The organism is Verrucomicrobiia bacterium (assembly GCA_035946615.1).
GTDB lineage: Bacteria > Verrucomicrobiota > Verrucomicrobiia > Limisphaerales > UBA8199 > DASYZB01.
In genome coordinates, this window is the sequence record DASYZB010000055.1 from 24,785 (window position 1) to 41,122 (window position 16,338).

The 16,338-nt window shown below is 58.2% G+C and carries 17 protein-coding genes; 7 read left to right on the top strand and 10 right to left on the bottom strand.

All coding sequences use genetic code 11. From position 1 onward, the window contains the following. Window positions 1-20 precede the first annotated feature (20 nt). The 3 genes from aat to VG146_08990 are packed head-to-tail and all read right to left on the bottom strand — an operon-like array spanning window position 21 to window position 1,440. The gene (gene aat, locus VG146_08980; GenBank protein HEV2392481.1) at window positions 21-677 is read right to left on the bottom strand and encodes a leucyl/phenylalanyl-tRNA--protein transferase; all 657 of its coding nucleotides are present in this window, start codon (window positions 675-677) and stop codon (window positions 21-23) included. Continuing rightward, window positions 674-1,135, bottom strand: coding sequence for a hypothetical protein (locus VG146_08985; GenBank protein ID HEV2392482.1), 462 nt, complete (start codon window positions 1,133-1,135; stop codon window positions 674-676). The genes aat and VG146_08985 overlap by 4 nt, the downstream gene beginning before the upstream one ends. Beyond that, a complete protein-coding gene (locus VG146_08990) occupies window positions 1,132-1,440 on the bottom strand; it encodes an ATP-dependent Clp protease adaptor ClpS (protein ID HEV2392483.1) in 309 nt (102 codons plus the stop codon). Before VG146_08990 ends, VG146_08985 begins: the two co-directional genes overlap by 4 nt. Window positions 1,441-1,837: 397 nt before the next feature. Between VG146_08990 and VG146_08995 the strand changes: the two genes are divergently transcribed. From VG146_08995 to VG146_09005, 3 genes are all read left to right on the top strand, one after another. Then, on the top strand, window positions 1,838-4,285 hold the full coding sequence (locus VG146_08995) for a carboxy terminal-processing peptidase (GenBank protein HEV2392484.1): 2,448 nt from the start codon (window positions 1,838-1,840) through the stop codon (window positions 4,283-4,285). Beyond that, the gene (locus VG146_09000) at window positions 4,286-4,486 is read left to right on the top strand and encodes a hypothetical protein (protein HEV2392485.1); all 201 of its coding nucleotides are present in this window, start codon (window positions 4,286-4,288) and stop codon (window positions 4,484-4,486) included. It abuts the gene before it with no gap. A 103-nt stretch (window positions 4,487-4,589) separates the two neighbouring features. Continuing rightward, window positions 4,590-5,945 (top strand): glycosyltransferase family 4 protein, encoded by a 1,356-nt coding sequence (locus tag VG146_09005; GenBank protein ID HEV2392486.1) that lies wholly within the window; start codon window positions 4,590-4,592, stop codon window positions 5,943-5,945. A gap of 305 nt (window positions 5,946-6,250) precedes the next feature. Here the strand turns inward: VG146_09005 and VG146_09010 are convergent, their stop codons facing one another. Genes VG146_09010 through VG146_09020 form a run of 3 tightly spaced genes read right to left on the bottom strand, consistent with a single transcriptional unit; the run spans window position 6,251 to window position 7,546 of the window. After that, window positions 6,251-6,802, bottom strand: a complete 552-nt coding sequence (locus tag VG146_09010; protein HEV2392487.1) for an NUDIX hydrolase — start codon at window positions 6,800-6,802, stop codon at window positions 6,251-6,253. A 16-nt stretch (window positions 6,803-6,818) separates the two neighbouring features. Next, window positions 6,819-7,049 (bottom strand): hypothetical protein, encoded by a 231-nt coding sequence (locus VG146_09015; GenBank protein ID HEV2392488.1) that lies wholly within the window; start codon window positions 7,047-7,049, stop codon window positions 6,819-6,821. Further along, window positions 7,046-7,546 carry a peptidylprolyl isomerase gene (locus VG146_09020; GenBank protein HEV2392489.1) on the bottom strand — a complete coding sequence of 167 codons (501 nt, stop codon included), beginning with the start codon at window positions 7,544-7,546 and terminating at the stop codon, window positions 7,046-7,048. The genes VG146_09015 and VG146_09020 overlap by 4 nt, the downstream gene beginning before the upstream one ends. A gap of 229 nt (window positions 7,547-7,775) precedes the next feature. Here VG146_09020 and VG146_09025 point away from each other — a divergent pair, with 229 nt between their 5' ends. Further along, entirely contained in the window at window positions 7,776-8,666 is an 891-nt protein-coding gene (locus VG146_09025; GenBank protein ID HEV2392490.1) for a phosphoribosylaminoimidazolesuccinocarboxamide synthase, read from the top strand. A 13-nt stretch (window positions 8,667-8,679) separates the two neighbouring features. Here VG146_09025 and VG146_09030 read toward each other — a convergent pair whose 3' ends face one another. From VG146_09030 to VG146_09045, 4 genes are all read right to left on the bottom strand, one after another. Then, a complete protein-coding gene (locus VG146_09030) occupies window positions 8,680-9,345 on the bottom strand; it encodes a hypothetical protein (GenBank protein ID HEV2392491.1) in 666 nt (221 codons plus the stop codon). Beyond that, window positions 9,342-10,061: a ribonuclease H-like domain-containing protein gene (locus VG146_09035; protein HEV2392492.1), complete on the bottom strand. Its 720-nt coding sequence runs from the start codon at window positions 10,059-10,061 to the stop codon at window positions 9,342-9,344. The genes VG146_09030 and VG146_09035 overlap by 4 nt, the downstream gene beginning before the upstream one ends. Continuing rightward, a complete protein-coding gene (locus VG146_09040) occupies window positions 10,061-11,284 on the bottom strand; it encodes a 2,3-bisphosphoglycerate-independent phosphoglycerate mutase (GenBank protein ID HEV2392493.1) in 1,224 nt (407 codons plus the stop codon). Before VG146_09040 ends, VG146_09035 begins: the two co-directional genes overlap by 1 nt. A 1,240-nt stretch (window positions 11,285-12,524) precedes the next feature. Continuing rightward, on the bottom strand, window positions 12,525-12,968 hold the full coding sequence (locus tag VG146_09045) for a hypothetical protein (protein ID HEV2392494.1): 444 nt from the start codon (window positions 12,966-12,968) through the stop codon (window positions 12,525-12,527). A gap of 910 nt (window positions 12,969-13,878) precedes the next feature. On the opposite strand from VG146_09045, the gene VG146_09050 reads away from it, so the two are divergent. The 3 genes from VG146_09050 (at window position 13,879) to rfaE2 (ending at window position 16,311) form a co-directional block, all read left to right on the top strand. Further along, a complete protein-coding gene (locus tag VG146_09050) occupies window positions 13,879-14,211 on the top strand; it encodes a hypothetical protein (GenBank protein HEV2392495.1) in 333 nt (110 codons plus the stop codon). A gap of 70 nt (window positions 14,212-14,281) precedes the next feature. Further along, complete coding sequence (locus VG146_09055; protein ID HEV2392496.1) at window positions 14,282-15,751, top strand: phospholipase D-like domain-containing protein; 1,470 nt, start codon at window positions 14,282-14,284, stop codon at window positions 15,749-15,751. 131 nt (window positions 15,752-15,882) lie between these two features. After that, the gene (gene rfaE2 / locus VG146_09060; protein ID HEV2392497.1) at window positions 15,883-16,311 is read left to right on the top strand and encodes a D-glycero-beta-D-manno-heptose 1-phosphate adenylyltransferase; all 429 of its coding nucleotides are present in this window, start codon (window positions 15,883-15,885) and stop codon (window positions 16,309-16,311) included. The last annotated feature ends 27 nt before the right edge of the window (window positions 16,312-16,338 follow it).

The window sequence follows — 16,338 nt, forward strand, 5'->3', positions numbered from 1 at the left end:
CCACCCAGGCGGCTGAACTTTCAAAATACGCAAGGCTTGCCCAGCGCCTGGGCCAAGCGTGTTAGATATTGCTCGCGCGGAATGGTTACCCCGCCTAATTGCGTCGTAATGGGCGTCAGCATTTGGATGTCAAGTAGCGTGAACCCCCGGCCTTCGAGGTGCCGGACCAGGTGGTATAAGGCCACTTTCGAGCCGTTGCTCACCCGGTGGAACATGGATTCTCCGGCAAAAAAGCCGCCCACGGCCACGCCATAAATGCCGCCCGCAAGCTCATCACCCTGCCAGCATTCAACGCTATGAGCATGGCCCGCCTGGTGCAGGCCAGTGTAGGCCTCGAGAAATTCAGCCGTTATCCACGTCCTCCGGCGCCCGGGCCCCGGGGCGGCGCACCCCTCCATCACCTGCCGAAAGGCGCTATCCCGAGTAACCCGAAACCCGCCTTGGCGGACAACCCTGGCCAGGCTGCGCGAAACATGGAACTCTCCCAGCTCGAAAATCGCTCGCGGGTCGGGCGACCACCAACTCACCGGATTGGCTGTCCAGGGGAAAATGCCTGAACGATAGGCCAGCAGCAGCCGTTCCAAGGATAAATCACCCCCAACCGCCACCAGGCCCTCCGCGTCCGCCTCACGCGGATCCGGGAACCTCATCCGTTTGCCGAGGATGACTAAACTCACGTTTCTCCCAGTGCGTGCAGGAAGAACATCTGGTAAGCGCCTGCCATTTCCATTGCCCAAACCTGCGGCCCGCTCTGTTCATTCAAAACGCGCAGCGGTTCTTCGGGCGAGCCCAACAGCACCCAGCTCCCAACCCGGATGTCATTGAGGATTTGCAGGAGCCATTCGATTTCCGAAGCGGAAATGGCCAGCCGCCACCCGGCCTGGTTCTCCGCCCATCGTTTCGGATCGGCCAGCAGGGCTTCCAATAGCTTTTTGTTCTCCGCCCGCTGCTCGGCCAGGGCCTCATCGAGCAGTTGCTGGCTGGACTCGATGTTGGGCATTCGGCCCTTTTTGCTGAGCGGTTGGTGGGCCGAAAAGACCCGCGGGTAGAGCCCGAGCAATCCCAGGAAAAGCGCCCTCTCCCGCTGCCCGAGCTGGAAGAGGAACCTGCCTTTTGCCGTGCGGATGAATTTCACTCGTCGCGCTCCATAGTGGCGTGCAAGGTGTGGCGCTGGAGTTGATGCACATAATGCTCGGCCTTTTCGAGGCTCTCGCGCACCAGCACGCTCTTGCCCTGCTCATGGACCTGCAGCATGTGGAACTCGGCCTTCTTCCGCTGCCAGCCAAACACCTTCTGAAAAACATGAGTCACATAATCCATATAGTTCACCGGGTCATTCCAGCAGATGACCAAGTACCCAGGCTCCAGGCTGGATTTGGATTCATCCTGCTGCTCCTCGATCTTTCCCGGCAATATTTCAGGCGCCGCCGTTTCTGCCATGAACCCAAAATAAAAGTGGCCGCCTTCTTTGTCGAACCCAGAAGTTTGTCCGGTTCAGGCCAAAGACTTATGTTTTGGACTGCGCGCAGCTTGTGATGGGCGAGCAATCAGTCCCCGGCTTGACCAAACCACTCGGCAAAGGCTCCGACAAAGTTTCCGGCAAAGGAAGGCAAAAGGGACCTGCTAAATGTCCAAATTCCCGGCGCGGGAGCGCTCCCGCCGGGACTTTCTCAACAAAATCGCCACAACGTTATTGCCCAAATCCTGCAAATCCGGCAGAGTAAGCCTGTGACGAAAGGCGCTCCGGCGGTTGGAGGTAAAACCTCTGAACATTCCAAGGTGCAAACCGTCCAAGCTGTGTTATCGTTAGGCACTTTGGTTAAGCATTTTTTGAATCATGATTGAACGTTTTGCCCTCAGAATCCTGCTGCTCGTATTGAGTGGCAATTTGTTGTTGCCACTCTACGCCGTCCAGACGGGCGCACCCCAGTCGGAGCCCTCTAAACCCGATGTCGCAGCAGAGGTCCCGGCGACTACTAATGCCGTCTTTCATCCGCTCAAACCAGGCCCTGTGGACGGCCAAATCTCTTACGTCACCGCGCGTTTGCTCGAACGGTACCACTATTTGCGCATGCCCTTCGACACCGCCGTCTCGACCAAGTTCTTTGATAAATACCTCGATATGTTCGACCCGCAACATGTCCATTTCCTCCAGTCCGATTTGGCCGAGTTCGACCATTACCGCACCAACCTCGACCGCCTGACTCTGGGGCACAGCGACGCCCGGCCCGCTGACGAGATATTCAACCGGTTCGTCGAGCGCCTCGGACAACGCGTTGCCTACGTCGATGAGCTGCTTAAAACTGAGAAGTTCACCTTCAATAACGATGAACGAATCCTCATTAACCGCAAAGACCAGCCTTATCCGAAAGACCTCAACGACGCCAAAAAGATTTGGCGCGAAAGGCTCCGGTTCGAGTATCTCCAGGAAGAACTTGGCCGGGCCGATGCTAAGGACAAAGCCACCGCTGCCTCAACCTCCTCAACTCCAAAAACAGCCGAACTCAATAAACCCAAGAAAACCGAGGCCGAGGAGATCGTCGAGACTTTGAGCCATCGGTATCACCGGAATCTGCACACCTTCATTGATTGGGACCACGACGATGTGCTCCAAGTCTATCTGACCACCCTGGCCCATGTCTATGATCCCCATTCAGATTATTTTGGCGGTTCCCAGTTGGACAGTTTTGCCATCGGCATGAACCTGAGCCTGTTCGGCATCGGAGCCGAGCTGATGTCCGAAGACGGCTATTGCACCATCCACCATTTATTGCCCGGCGGGCCAGCGGAGAAGAGCAAAAAGATCAAAGAAAACGACCGCATCATCGCCGTCGCCCAAAGCAATCAGCCTCCCGTCGATGTGGTCGATATGAGCCTCAACAAAGCCGTCCAGCTCATCCGGGGCCCCAAAGGAACCGAGGTGCGTCTGACTATCCTCCCTGCGGGGACCAGAACGGCCGCCCCTAAAACCATCAGCCTGGTGCGGGACGAGATAAAGCTCGAAGATCAGGAAGCCAAAGCCAAGCTCATCGAGATGCCCAACGGCCATGGTGGCGAGGCGCGCCTCGGCGTCATCGATCTGCCTTCTTTTTATGCCAGCTTCGATCCCTCCAATAATCGCGGCAAGACAGAGCCCAAGAGCACCACTGCCGACGTGGCCCGCTTGCTCACCAAGCTCAAGCAGGAAAACGCCAATGGCGTTATCCTCGACCTGCGCCGCAACGGCGGCGGTTCCCTTGAGGAAGCCATCCGCTTGACCGGCTTGTTCATCAAAGAAGGTCCGGTCGTCCAGGTCCGCAACCCCGACGGCAATGTCGAGGAGGACGATGATACCGACCCAACCGAGCTTTATGAGGGGCCGCTCATCGTGCTAACCAGCCGCTTGAGCGCCTCGGCCTCGGAGATTCTGGCGGGGGCCTTGCAGGACTATGGCCGGGCGCTGATCGTTGGGGATAGCTCCACCCATGGCAAAGGCACCGTCCAGAGCGTCCAGCCATTGCGACCTTACATGCGCATCAATTCCAGCCTGCTGACCAATAACCCCGGCGCGCTCAAACTGACCATCAAGAAATTCTATCGGCCCAGCGGCGCCTCCACCCAGTTGAAGGGCGTCGTCTCCGATATCATCCTGCCCTCGCTCTTCAACGAGTCGAAGGACATTGGCGAAACGGCCTTGGATAACCCGCTCCCATGGGACACCATCGACAGCGCGAAGTACGACCATTTCAATATGGTCCAACCCTATCTGCCCGAGTTGCGCCGCCGCTCCAGCGAGCGCGTCGCCAAAGATAAGGAATTTTCTTACATCCGCGAGGATATCGCCCTGTTCAAAAAGCAACAGGCCGACAAGACCATTTCCCTGAACGAAAAAGTCCGGCTCAAGGAAAAAGAAGACGCCATCGCCCGGGAGAAGGCCCGCGATAAAGAGCGCTTGGCCCGCATTGAGCCGAAGGAAACCATTTATGAATTGTCCCTGAAACAGGCGTTGCTGCCCGGCTTGCCCCCGCCATTGGGCAAGACCAACAGCACCCTCGCCAGCCTTTCAGCCACAGGACCGGCCATCCATGGACTCAATACCAATTCCGCCATTGCCGCCATTGCCGCCACCTCGACCGCTCCCATTACCCGGGATGACACCAGCGCCAGCACACCGTTGGATGGCGCCATCGACGAGGAAAAGGCCCCCCCGGTTGACGCAGACCTCGAAGAGTCGGAGCATATCCTGGTGGATTACCTCTCGTTGATGTCCAAGAGCGGCGTTGTGGCCGCCGGCCATACGCCGTGAGTGAGTCTCAAAGAATACAAAGCGAAAAAGCTCAAAGGGGATTGGACCCTTGTGCGCATGCGCTCGCGCGACGAGGAGGCCAAGCCCCAATGGCTGCTCCTCAAAAGCGGCCAGGACCTGCCGTCCTTCTCCAGCCGCGACGAAGACCGCTCTGTCCTGACGGGGCGCTCGATGAAACAAATCGGCGGAGCCCAGCTTTAATATCGATTTTTAATTAGCCCTCTCCCTGCTTTGATCCGGCAAAACGGGGTATTGTCCTAGTTGTCTTACCCGCCCGCCGCCATAGGTTTAGACATCATTTGCAATGAAGGCTCTGGTTCCAAAATCCCGCCTCATCCTGATGACCGCTGACACTGTCGGCGGTGTCTGGACCTATGCCTTGGAACTGGCCCAAGCCCTCGAACAGCATGGAATCCAAATCGCCCTGGCAACAATGGGCCGCCCGTTAAACCGCTCCCAGCGCAAGCAGGCAGCGCGTGCGTCAAATGTCGAGGTCTTCGAAAGCGCTTACAAACTCGAATGGATGCCCGAGCCCTGGGATGACGTCGCCGAGGCCGGCGAATGGCTGCTCGCCCTCGAAGCACGGCTGCGCCCCGACCTGATTCATCTCAACGGCTATGCCCACGCCGCCCTATCCTGGCGCGCGCCCAAACTTGTCGTGGGCCATTCGTGCGTCCTTTCCTGGTGGCAGGCCGTCCATGGTTCGCCGCCGCCTGCTTGTTGGAACCGCTATCGCCTTGCAGTCCTCGCCGGGCTTAAAGCCGCCGACCTTGTGGTCGCCCCTTCGGCAGCCATGTTGCTGATGCTTGAAGAGCACTACGGCAACGTCGCCAAGGGAATCGTCATTCCCAACGGGCGTTCGCTTCCTTTTATCACCCCGCGTCCCAAGGAGAATCTTATCCTGAGCGCTGGCCGGCTCTGGGACGCCGCGAAAAACATTTCGACCCTGGCGTCTGTCGCCGCTGCTCTCTCATGGCCCGTCTATGTGGCTGGGGAGACGAGGTATCCAGCCGGGGCTGCCACTCGCTATGAGAATATCCATGCGTTGGGTCTGTTGAATGGCGAGCAATTGCTCCCTTGGTTTGCCCGCGCCGCCATTTATGCATTGCCAGCGCGCTATGAGCCGTTCGGACTCTCCGTTCTTGAAGCCGCTTTGGCCGGCTGCGCCTTGGTCCTGGGCGATATCCCCAGCTTGCGAGAGATTTGGGGTGATGCGGCAATTTACGTTCCCACTGAAGAACCGGAAGCGCTTGCCGATACATTGCGAGAACTGATTGCCGGACCTGCATGGCGCGGCTACCTCTCTGCCAAAGCCCGCGCCACCGCTGCTCGTTATTCGCCCGAGTTGATGGCTGCCGCTTATCTGCTGGCTTATAACCAATTGCTGCGCCAGGCAAGCCGCCGCCAAGGCCCGCCCAAATTGAACACAGTCCCCCATCCAGGCCGCCGCCGCGAACCTGTGGCTAATGGGCAGAAAATGGTTCTCAGCAGCCTTTGCCCCAGCAGACCCTCAGGGCCGGACCTTTTGTCACCCGCAAAGTTGCGCAATGAAACACGTCTCCGTCCAATGACGCGCCTGCCGGTCTCTCTACGGTGCGCTAATAAGCAAAGAAATGAATCTCAAGCCACAGCTCATTTGGCGCGGGTCACGCACGATTAATTCCCTGCGGACCCGGGGCATCTTCTTGGCGCTTCCCTATCTTGAACGTGAAAGCCCGCTAGTGGGCGAACCCAAGCGCATCACCACCCGTTCAGCCAATCGCCAACCAAACGTGTTAGCGCGCCCGACCCGTAGCGCCGCCCTGAGCGCTACCAAGCGCTTCACGTAAATGCCGGGGCTCCGCCCGTCCCGGACGCAGCAAGCACCAAAGCACCCACGCACCAAGACGCTTCCCGACCCGCTCATCGTCCCTTAGCGGGGGCACTTCAGGCGCGCGGACCTGGACTGCTCACTTCCCGCGCGGTTCAACCACGGCGCTTTTGATAAAGCTCGAAATAAAAAAGTCCGGCAATGACCAGGCAATGGCGGATTTTGCCGCCCGCCACCAGTTCGGGTATCTGACCCACGGGCACCAGGCGCGTCACCAAATCCTCGCCATGATCGAACTGGACCGGGTGAATGCAACGGCAATTGTCGAGCAGCACAGTGAAGCAGCGGTTGCTCATAATGGCCGGGTTGGGGAAGACCTCGCCAATCCGGCGCGGGTTTTCACCCTGGTAACCGGTTTCTTCCCGTAGTTCGCGCGCCGCGGCCTCTTCCGGCGAAGCATCTCCCGCGTCAATCATACCGCCCGGGATTTCCAGTTCAACCGTGCCCGAACCGTGCCGGTACTGCTCGATCATTACCAGGTGCCCTTCGGCCGTAAGGGGGATGACATTCACCCAATTGACGGAATCCAGGACGACAAACTCATGCTCCTGTTGGGTGCGCGGTGAGATGGCGCGCTCCCAGCGCGCTTTGAAAACGCGGAAATCCCCTGCCGGACGCGAACCGATTTTTCGCCAAGGTTCCACCATTTGGATTTGATGCGCTTCAGAGCCCTCGTTCTTTGGCAGCCCAGCCCTGACGCATGAGTTCGAGCAGGTGCGCCAGGGCCTCCTCGTAAGACCGCTCCTTTTGGACCGCCAATTGCCGGGCGCGCTTGTCAAGTTGCCCCGCCATCTCGCCCGACTTATGCGCCGGGCAACCCTGCTTGACCAGAATCGATTCCAGTTCCGTTAAGTCCAAAATAGGATTCGTGCCACTTGATGAAATTCGTCTCATTTCACCGAATCGGACGGGACGACCCGGATGCTCTCGACACCCATGCGTTTATTGGGCCGGTCGGGGGGGTGGGTCGGCGTGGTGGCGATTTTTTCAAGCACATCGTCGCCCTTAATCAATTTGCCAAACGCGGTGTATTGGTGGTCCAGGAAACGGGGGTTGCCATGGCAGATAAAAAATTGGCTGCCTGCAGAATCCGGGTCGCTGGACCTGGCCATGGAAAGAACTCCGCGATCATGATGGCGGTCATTGAACTCTGCTTTGACTTTGTATCCTGGCCCGCCAGTACCCCAATTGGCTTCCTGGCTAGGATCCTTGGTCAGCGGGTCGCCCCCCTGAATCATAAAGCCTTTGATGACTCTGTGAAAACAGGTCCCGTCGTAAAAGCCTTTGTTGGCCAGGGTTTTGAAGTTTTCGACGGTCTTCGGCGCCACATCGGGCCAAAGTTCCGCGACCATTTCCCCCTCAGTCGTTTTTATTACCGCCACTTCCTTCATTTTGTCCTCCTTGGAACCGGGTTTGTTGTTGGTGTCTTCCGCCCAGCCGAGAGCCAGGCCCATGGCCAGGCCGGCGGCACAAATCGATATGAATAATTTCATAATGCCTCAGAATGTCCCATGAGCGCGCCCCGATGTCACGCTCGGATTCTGACCGAATGGCGGAAGGTTTTTCGTCTGGTCTCATTTCGTACTTTGCTCCCGTGGGCGTCTTTCGCATATTGCGCGCATGACCAACGAACCCTTGCTCCACATTGAATTGCCCGGCGTTAAGAAGCTCAAGAGCGGCAAAGTGCGGGACATTTTCGATCTCGGTGACCGCTTATTATTCGTCGCTTCCGACCGGATATCGGCCTTCGACGTTATCATGCCCAATGGGATTCCGCGCAAAGGGGAGGTGCTGACGCAGATTTCCTATTTCTGGTTTGGGCAGACCGAGTCGTTTCAGGCCAACCACCTCGTCTCGCATGCGAACGATCCGTTGCCCTCTGAGCTGCAGCCGTTCGCGTCCAAGCTGGCGCGGCGCAGCATGGTGGTTAAAAAAGCCGCTCCGCTGGCCATCGAATGCGTCGTGCGCGGCTACCTGGCAGGCTCGGGATGGAAAGAATACCGCGAGCATCAGACCGTGTGCGGCATTAAACTGCCCGCCGCCCTGAAGGAATCTTCTGAATTGCCTGAACCGATTTTTACCCCGGCTACAAAGGCCGAGAGCGGCCACGACGAGAACATCTCATTCGAGCGGGCAGCCGGGATTGTGGGAGGGGACATTGCTGAGAAGGTGCGCGCAGCGAGCCTGAAGATTTATAATTCCGCCCGGGATTATGCCCGCAAGCGCGGCATCATCATTGCCGATACGAAATTCGAGTTTGGTCTATTGAATGGGCAACTCATCCTAATCGATGAAGTGCTCACGCCCGATTCCTCGCGGTTCTGGCCTGCCGATCAATACCAAACAGGCAAGAGCCAGCCCAGTTTCGATAAACAATTCGTGCGGGATTACCTCGAAACACTCGATTGGAACAAAACAGCGCCTGGCCCGGTCCTGCCCGCCCAGGTTGTGGCTCGCACCCAGGCCAAATACCTCGACGCATACGAGCGGCTGACAGGCAGGCCGTTGTAGAGTATGCCATAGGTTAGAGGTTTCGGACTGCAAACGCACTCAAGCCAGCCTCGAGGACCCGAGCCAAGCGCCTGGCTGCGCGGCGGCTTTGGCTTTGGAGCAGGAGTAGGCCAGGAATCGCAACTGGCGATTTGAGGATGCCGAGCGCGAGCTTGAAACCATCAAGCCGCTTGTCCTCGGTCATGATTTGGTTGAAATCAAAAGGCAAACTTTTCCGGGCAGGATCGAGGATGACACGCACTGTGGCGCATGGAATGGTTAGCTGACGGCAAATGGCCCAAATGGCATCCGACTCCATTTCCACGGCGTCGGCGCCGGTTTTTTGCCAAAGTGCGCGCTTTTCTTCGGCGGTAATGACAACCCGCTCTTGAGAGACGAACTTGGCCCGCTGGGCCCCGGCCTCTTCAAGGGCTTCATCGAGTTCGTGTAACCCCTCTGTCTGGAACAGCACCGCTCCATGCGGGAGTTTCGGGTTGAGGCCGCCGGCGAACCCGCAGCTCAAGACCAGCTTTGGCCGCGCGCGCGTGAGCGCGGCTCGGACGGTTTTGCGCGCATTCCCGCCGCCCATGCCCGTGAGCAAAATTCGGAGTCCCTGTTTTGTGGCAGGCCAATCCACGCAGAACCGGGCCTCCTGTTTGACGGCGAAACACAGAAGTATTTTGTTTGAAATGGGACTCATTTGATCCCTGCCAGGCGCTCTTTCCAGAGCTGGAACAGCAGGACCGTTGCCCGGACATCGCGCAGGCAGTACTCGGCGATTTCGCGGAAGCGGCTCTCGTCGAGGAGCGTGTTGATATCGCGGCCCGTCACGCCATGGCTCTTGGGTGATTCGATTCCGAAGGCCTTGCAATAAAAATCGAGGTTGAACCGCCGGGCCGCCCCATCGCGCCCGCTGACACCGTAAAAGGTCAGTTGCTCGGCCAGGTCGCAATGCGGCTCGGTTTGGAAACGATAGCCCAGCCAATCTTTGCGCGAGATAGGCACGTTCAGGAGGGCCGAGCGCAAATAAATAAACGGCACATCGAACCCGCGGCCGTTGAAGGTGACGATATGGTCGTAATGTTTGGCCACGTCCCAGAAAGCAGTCAGCAGCTCGATTTCATCCACGCAAGGCACAAATTCAACAGGCCCGGCCTCTTCGGCTGCGTCCTCGTAATCATCCGCCGTGAAGAGCACCTGGCCGCGCGAGGTCTCGGCGTTGAGCATGGCGATGCAGACGACCTGGGCCGTAAAAGGCCAGAGGCTGCATTGCTGCGCAATTTCGAGCCGGCGCGCCGCGCGGGCCGGTTCTTCGGCTATCTTGCCGCACTCGCGGAAGAGGTACTCCTGCTGCGCCTCGTCAAAGCGATCGAGCGGCAGGGCAGAAGTCTCGATATCGAAAACGAGTTTGGCCATTAGGCACCAAACTTATCAAACAGCTTGGCATTGGCCTGCATCAAACGAATGAGGTACTTGGCCTCGAACAAACCAAGCGAACCCGTGTTGGCCCCGGTTTCAGTGAAACGCTCGAGCTTGTCCGAGCCGGAGCAGGCCGAATGCAGCAGGACCGGTTGAGGATGCCAGGAATGGCCTTTCATGGCGCAAGGCGTGGAGTGATCCCCGGTTATGGCGAGCACATCGGGCCTCTTGCGCAGCAGGATGGGCAACGCGGTGTCCAGTTCCTCCACGGCTTTTCGTTTGGCAGCAAAGTTGCCGTCTTCTCCATACATATCGGTATATTTAAAATGGATGAAGAAGTAATCAAAGTTGTCGTACTCGGCCAGGTAACGCTCGAACTGCTCGCCAATCTTTTGCGGACCTTCGAGCTTGGTCATGCCAACCAGTTGGGCCAGGCCCTTGTACATCGGATACACGGCCAGGCAGCAGGCGCGCAAACCGTAGCGGTCCTGGAAGCTCGGGATGAGCGGCTGATGCGCAATGCCCCGCAGCAAAAATCCGTTTGCGGGCCTTTTCTGCGCCAAAATCGGCAAGGCGGCTTCGTAAAAGTCCGCCACCAACTTCGCAGCCTTTTTGGCCTTAAGCGATTTGGGATTGAGCGGCGTAACCTGCGGGATTGGCAAACCTTCGCGATGCGGGTCCGCGTCGCTCAGTGGCCCTTCAAGTCCCTTGCCCCGGAACAACACCACAAACCGGTGGCCTTTGCCTGCCTTAATGATGACCTGGGTATCGCCAATCTTTTTGACGTTCTGAGCCAGTAACGCGCACAACTCTTCGCAAACGGCTGTGTCAATCCGGCCCGCCCGTCGATCGGTGACGATCCCCTTTTGGTCCAGCGTGCAGAAATTAGCGCGCGCCGCCACATCACCGGCCTGCAAATCGAGGCCAAGGCCGAGGGCCTCAATCACCCCGCGCCCGACCTGGAATTCCAGCGGATCATAGCCAAACAAGGCCAGATGGCCTGGGCCGCTGCCCGGAGTGACGCCCGGCGCGACGGGTATCATTCGGCCCTGGGCGGAGTCTTTGCTCAATGCATCCAGGTTAGGGGTGCGCGCGGCCTCCAGTGGTGTCACGTACCCCTGCTCGCGTGTGGCGACATCCCCCACCCCATCCAGCACCACCAGCGCCATCTTCACCTTCATTTTCAACGTCAGTTCCGCATACAATGCATCCAAATTCATAGGTCCTTTTGGTTGTTCCAATAATCATGGCAGCCGCTTTGGCCACCACTCAAGGACAGGGATGATGGCGATAAGCTGGCAGTAGCGTCAACGGCATTCAGGGAAAAATTCCGATTGTCCAGGAAAACTTCGAATTTCAATGGCATGCCCGGAAGGCGGAGGGTGCTGGGGGTGGAGGTTTGTCGCCATTGAGGTTGAGGCCAAAGGAATCGGAGGAGAAAAGAGTCATGGCGGTAAATCGCTTTGCGTTGGCCCGGGGTGTGATGTGATAGGGCACGCCCGGGCGCTGAATGCGCAGTGCTCGTGCCGTGGATGGAATGGGAACCAGGACAGGCGATCAACGTTAACGCCAAATGTAAATTGTTGAGATGTGACCCTTTTGATTTCTGTGAAATAAAGGGTCTCCCGCGCTGCATCCGGGGAGGTTTTAGCCTCCCCGAATGTGGAGACGCTTTATTTCGTCGCCTTTCGGTCCCGCTATCCCTTGGCGGGTTGCTCTCCAGCAGAGCCCGCCTCTGTTTGACTGGACAGCAGCAAGTTAAAACCTCGCACCCCTCGTTTTCAAGTGCCGGCAACAAACGCCCGCTTTAACCTTTGACCCGTAATGAAGAAATGATATGAACTCCCTTGCCTCAGAGTGGCTGGTTTTGAATCGCCCACAAGTGGCTGGTTTTCATTCGCCCGGTGACAAGGTGGGGAATCTCGAATCAGTCAAAAGGGACCATTTTCGACCCGAAGTGGTCCCTTTTAAGCGACCGCCGACAGACGATCATTCGCCCATTATTCGCGGCTCTTCGGAGAGTTATGCCGTAATCTTCGGTATGGCAGGCAGGCTACATTTTGTGGTAGTTCCGCCAATCTATAGGAAGTTGTTTACTGTATGCATGAACCCTAAGCGACCCTAAGCGCCATTCTGTTCTGACCCCGCTCTGCACTCCGATCCTTGCCGCCCTCACTCAGTGGCCAGTCGCTCTTTTCCAAACTGCATAGATCCAGCATATGCTGCCGATCATTCCTAAGATGCCAGAGATGGCAACGCAAAGGGATCTTCTTCTCTTAAGTAATATCCAAGCGGCTAAAAGAACGACTGCAGGACTTACGAATAGGCTCAATATAATAAGCTCTTTAACGGCACTCTTGAGAGACCACGGCGCAATAAGTGGCGCTAGGGAACCTATCAATGCGCAGAGAGAGATGGGCATCAATAACCAATCCTTAATTGAAATATTTCTAGGCTGTTTCATTTGCTGAAGTAATCGATGTATCCTTCGGTGGTACTCCCACCGGTCTCCGAAGCAACTGCTAACGCTGCGTCAAGGAACTTGTCGTCGTTTCCACCAGCGACACCAGCGCCCGCGCCAAGGAGCGCCCCTATAACAATGTTTCGCAGCATTGCGCTTCCATGGGCGCCTCCAAAAACGAGCGCATTGGCCATTCCAGCGGCTGCACCTCCCAGCGCGCCCCACCCTGCGCTTGCCCAGCCCTCGCCGAGCTTAGACATGCCTCCCGGCAGCCCAGATAGTGCTCCAGCGATCGCAGCATTCTTGACCGTTTCGCCGAAAGAGTCTCCGTTAGCCCAGCCATTCATAAGTGCCAGAAGGCCATTGGCAGCACCTGCGATGGCACCAATCCCAGCACCCGCCGGATCGAAGCCACTGCTGATGTAACCGGTCACCGCACCCATCCCCGCGCCGGCAGCTATGACAGCGGCATCTTCCAGCAGGTCCTCAAGTACTTCCCACGAGCGCCCATCCGTGTCGAATCGCGAAAGCGGCGCAAATGCCCCCGATGTCCCCGCGTCAAGCGCGAAGTGGCGTTGACAACCGGGTGGCCGGCGGGGGAAAATGAGATGGTACAGAGCCGGAGCAGTCGCGCTTCCGACTCGTTTAGCAGGGCTTCGCCGGTGACCAGCGGTCGAGGTCTGAGGTTCGCGAGGACAGCACTGGATGTGGGTGGCCCGTGTGTTGAGGCGTTCGGATGAATAGAAGAGAAGGCGCACCTGCCAAGTTGCAAGGCCGCGAACTCCAAGAAGCTGCTGCGGTATCATTTTAACAATAGGTGGCGCCTGCCATGCTATTGGTTGCGGAATTCTATTTCGCAGCCATGTAGGTATATGTAGCCTAATGTAATCTTTGCCTCAGCCACCCACCCAAACTACTCCCATCACCTGCATCCCTACTCCCATTGACTCCCATTGACTCCCATAACGCCCAACCAAAAATGGGAGGCAATGGGACCAATAGGGACCTATTGGGAGGCAATGGGAGTCCCCAGCCCCCCAGCAAATGGAACTCCCGGTTATTAACACCTACTCCCGCCAACTAACGCTTCAATCATTTTGCCTCGAACTGCGCCTGATGACCTTCCTGACCAACCACCTGACCTGAAGTGCGGAGAGCATCGCCGAACTCTATCGGTGTCGGTGGCGCATCGAAGTCTTCTTCCAGCACTTCTTTGCATTGAGATGCTTTGCCCCAGGCCCCGGAGGCCCCGGCGGCCTGGAACTTGAATTTTACAAAATATTCTTTAGTTTAGAAGACGGAACCGGGATGGGGGATAAATTGGGGAGTCTAAAGGAGGATGAGAATCCATATATGAAAGCGCAAACACTCAGGAGTCTGGCTGGGGTTGCGGTTATCTGCTGTCTGGCCGCAGGATGCGCAGTCGAGCGCCACCCGGTGGTCGTGACGCCTTCCGGCGCGGTCGTGGTGCCGAAATCACCGCCGCCAGCAAGGCACGAGGTCCTTCCTTCCCCGCCTGATGAGACGGCGGTTTGGGTGCCTGGCTTTTGGAAATTCCACGCTGACCATTGGTTTTGGATGGACGGACACTGGGAAGAACCGCCGAACCTGCGAACGGCCTGGGTGGACGGCCACTGGCGCCGCACCACTCAAGGCTGGGTCTGGACCCCAGGCCACTGGGACTAAAGGATTGCTGCATCGTCTGCATCGTTTTGTGAACTGACAGCGCCAGCGGCTGCGGTTAGTCTTCGAGGTGATGGTTCTAGCCGCGACCCTCTGGGAACACGCCCACCAGGTGTGGCACATCGCTTTGGCCTGTTTGGCGTTTGTGCTCGCTTGCATTGCCTCGGCACACGCCGTCCTCTACAAACGTGACACCCGCGCGGCCCTGGCTTGGGTCGGCTTCATCTGGGTGGTGCCATTGCTCGGCTCGCTTATTTATTTTATTTTCGGCGTCAACCGCATTCGCCGGCAAGCGGCGCTGCTGCGCGGAGACCTCGAACGCTATCGCGCCCATCCCGGCCAGGCCCAATGCTCCCCCGAAGAACTCCAGCGGCACCTGCCGGCGCACACCGGACACCTCCACCTTCTGGCGCGCATTGTCGATCAAGTGGTCGAGCGGCCATTGTTTCCGGGCAACCGCATCGAGCCGTTAGTCAATGGCGATGAAGCTTACCCCGCGATGCTCGAAGCCATCCGCCAGGCGCAGCGTTCCGTCTCGCTGATGACTTACATTTTCGATCGGGACGAGGCGGGGCTGGCATTTGCCCAGGCCCTGGGCGAAGCGGTGCAACGAGGACTCGAAGTGCGCGTGCTCATCGATGGAATGGGCGCCCGTTATTCCTGGCCATCCATACTCCCCGTTCTCCGGCGCCTGGGCGTAAGGCACGCCACGTTCCTGCCTTCCTTCGCCCCCTGGCACCTGATGTCGATGAACTTGCGGACGCACCGCAAAATTCTGGTAGCCGATGGCCGCGTCGGGTTCACGGGGGGCATTAATATTCGCGTCGGGCACTGTTTGCAGCGGCAGCCGCGCCATCCAGTGCAGGACTTGCATTTTCGCGTGCGGGGGCCGGTTGTCGTGCAATTACAGGAGGCCTTTGCCGATGACTGGAAGTTCATGAGCGGCGAAGCCCTGCGCGGGGAGGCCTGGTTTCCGCTCCCTGAAGAAGCCGGCCCCGTGGTCGCGCGCGGGGTGAGTGACGGCCCGGATGAGGACTTCGAAAAACTGCGGTGGACGCTGTTGGGGGCGCTCTCGATTGCCCGCCATTCAGTGCGGATCGTCACACCGTACTTCCTGCCCGATCCGGCGGTGATTTCAGCCCTCAACCTGGCCGCCATGCGCGGGGTCAAGGTCGATATCCTTTTGCCCGAGTCTTCCAATTTGTTTTTTGTGGATTGGGCTTCGCGCGCGATATGGTGGCAGGTGCTGTCGCATGGATGCCGGATTTGGCTTTCCCCGCCGCCGTTCGATCATTCCAAACTCATGGTGGTCGATGGCGGTTGGGTATTGCTCGGGTCGGCCAACTGGGACGCGCGGAGTCTGCGCCTGAATTTTGAGTATAATCTCGAATGCTATGAAACCGACCTGGCCCGCCGCCTGGATGCCTGGGTAGAAGCCAAGCTCCAAAACGCCCGCTCGGTGACGCTGGCCCAAGTCGATGGACGCCCCTTGCCTATACGACTCCGGGACGGCGTGGCCCGGCTGGCCTCCCCTTATTTGTGACTGGTTGACCTTGATACTCGGGGGCGCTCTGCCAGAATGTCTCCGTGAATTTTAGGGAGAAAATTCTTTCCGGCCTGCCCGCCGCAGGCTCAGCGAAGGCGGCGGACCGTTTCCCGGAATGGCGGGCGGCCTTGCGCGCCAGGGGCAAGCGCCTGGTCGTGACCAATGGCTGCTTCGACCTGCTGCACTTGGGCCACGTGACTTATCTCGAGGACGCCCGCAAGCTCGGTGACGCCCTCCTGGTAGGGCTCAACGGCGACGCTTCCGTACGCACTCTCAAAGGCCCCGGCAGGCCCGTTAATCCCGAGGCCGACCGCGCTGCGGTGGTGGCCGCCCTGGCCAGTGTTGATGGGGTGTTCATCTTTCAGGAACAAACGGCCACCGCTTTTCTCAAACAAGCGCAGCCGGACATTTATGTAAAGGGCGGGGATTACACCCTGGAGACTATCAACCAGGATGAACGCCGCCTGGTTGAGGCTGGGGGCGGCAAGGTCGTGATTCTCCCCGTTGTGCCGGGCCGTTCCACGACCCGGCTGTTGGAGACCCTGGCGAAGCTGTGATGAACAAGATTTGGTCGATTGTGGGCG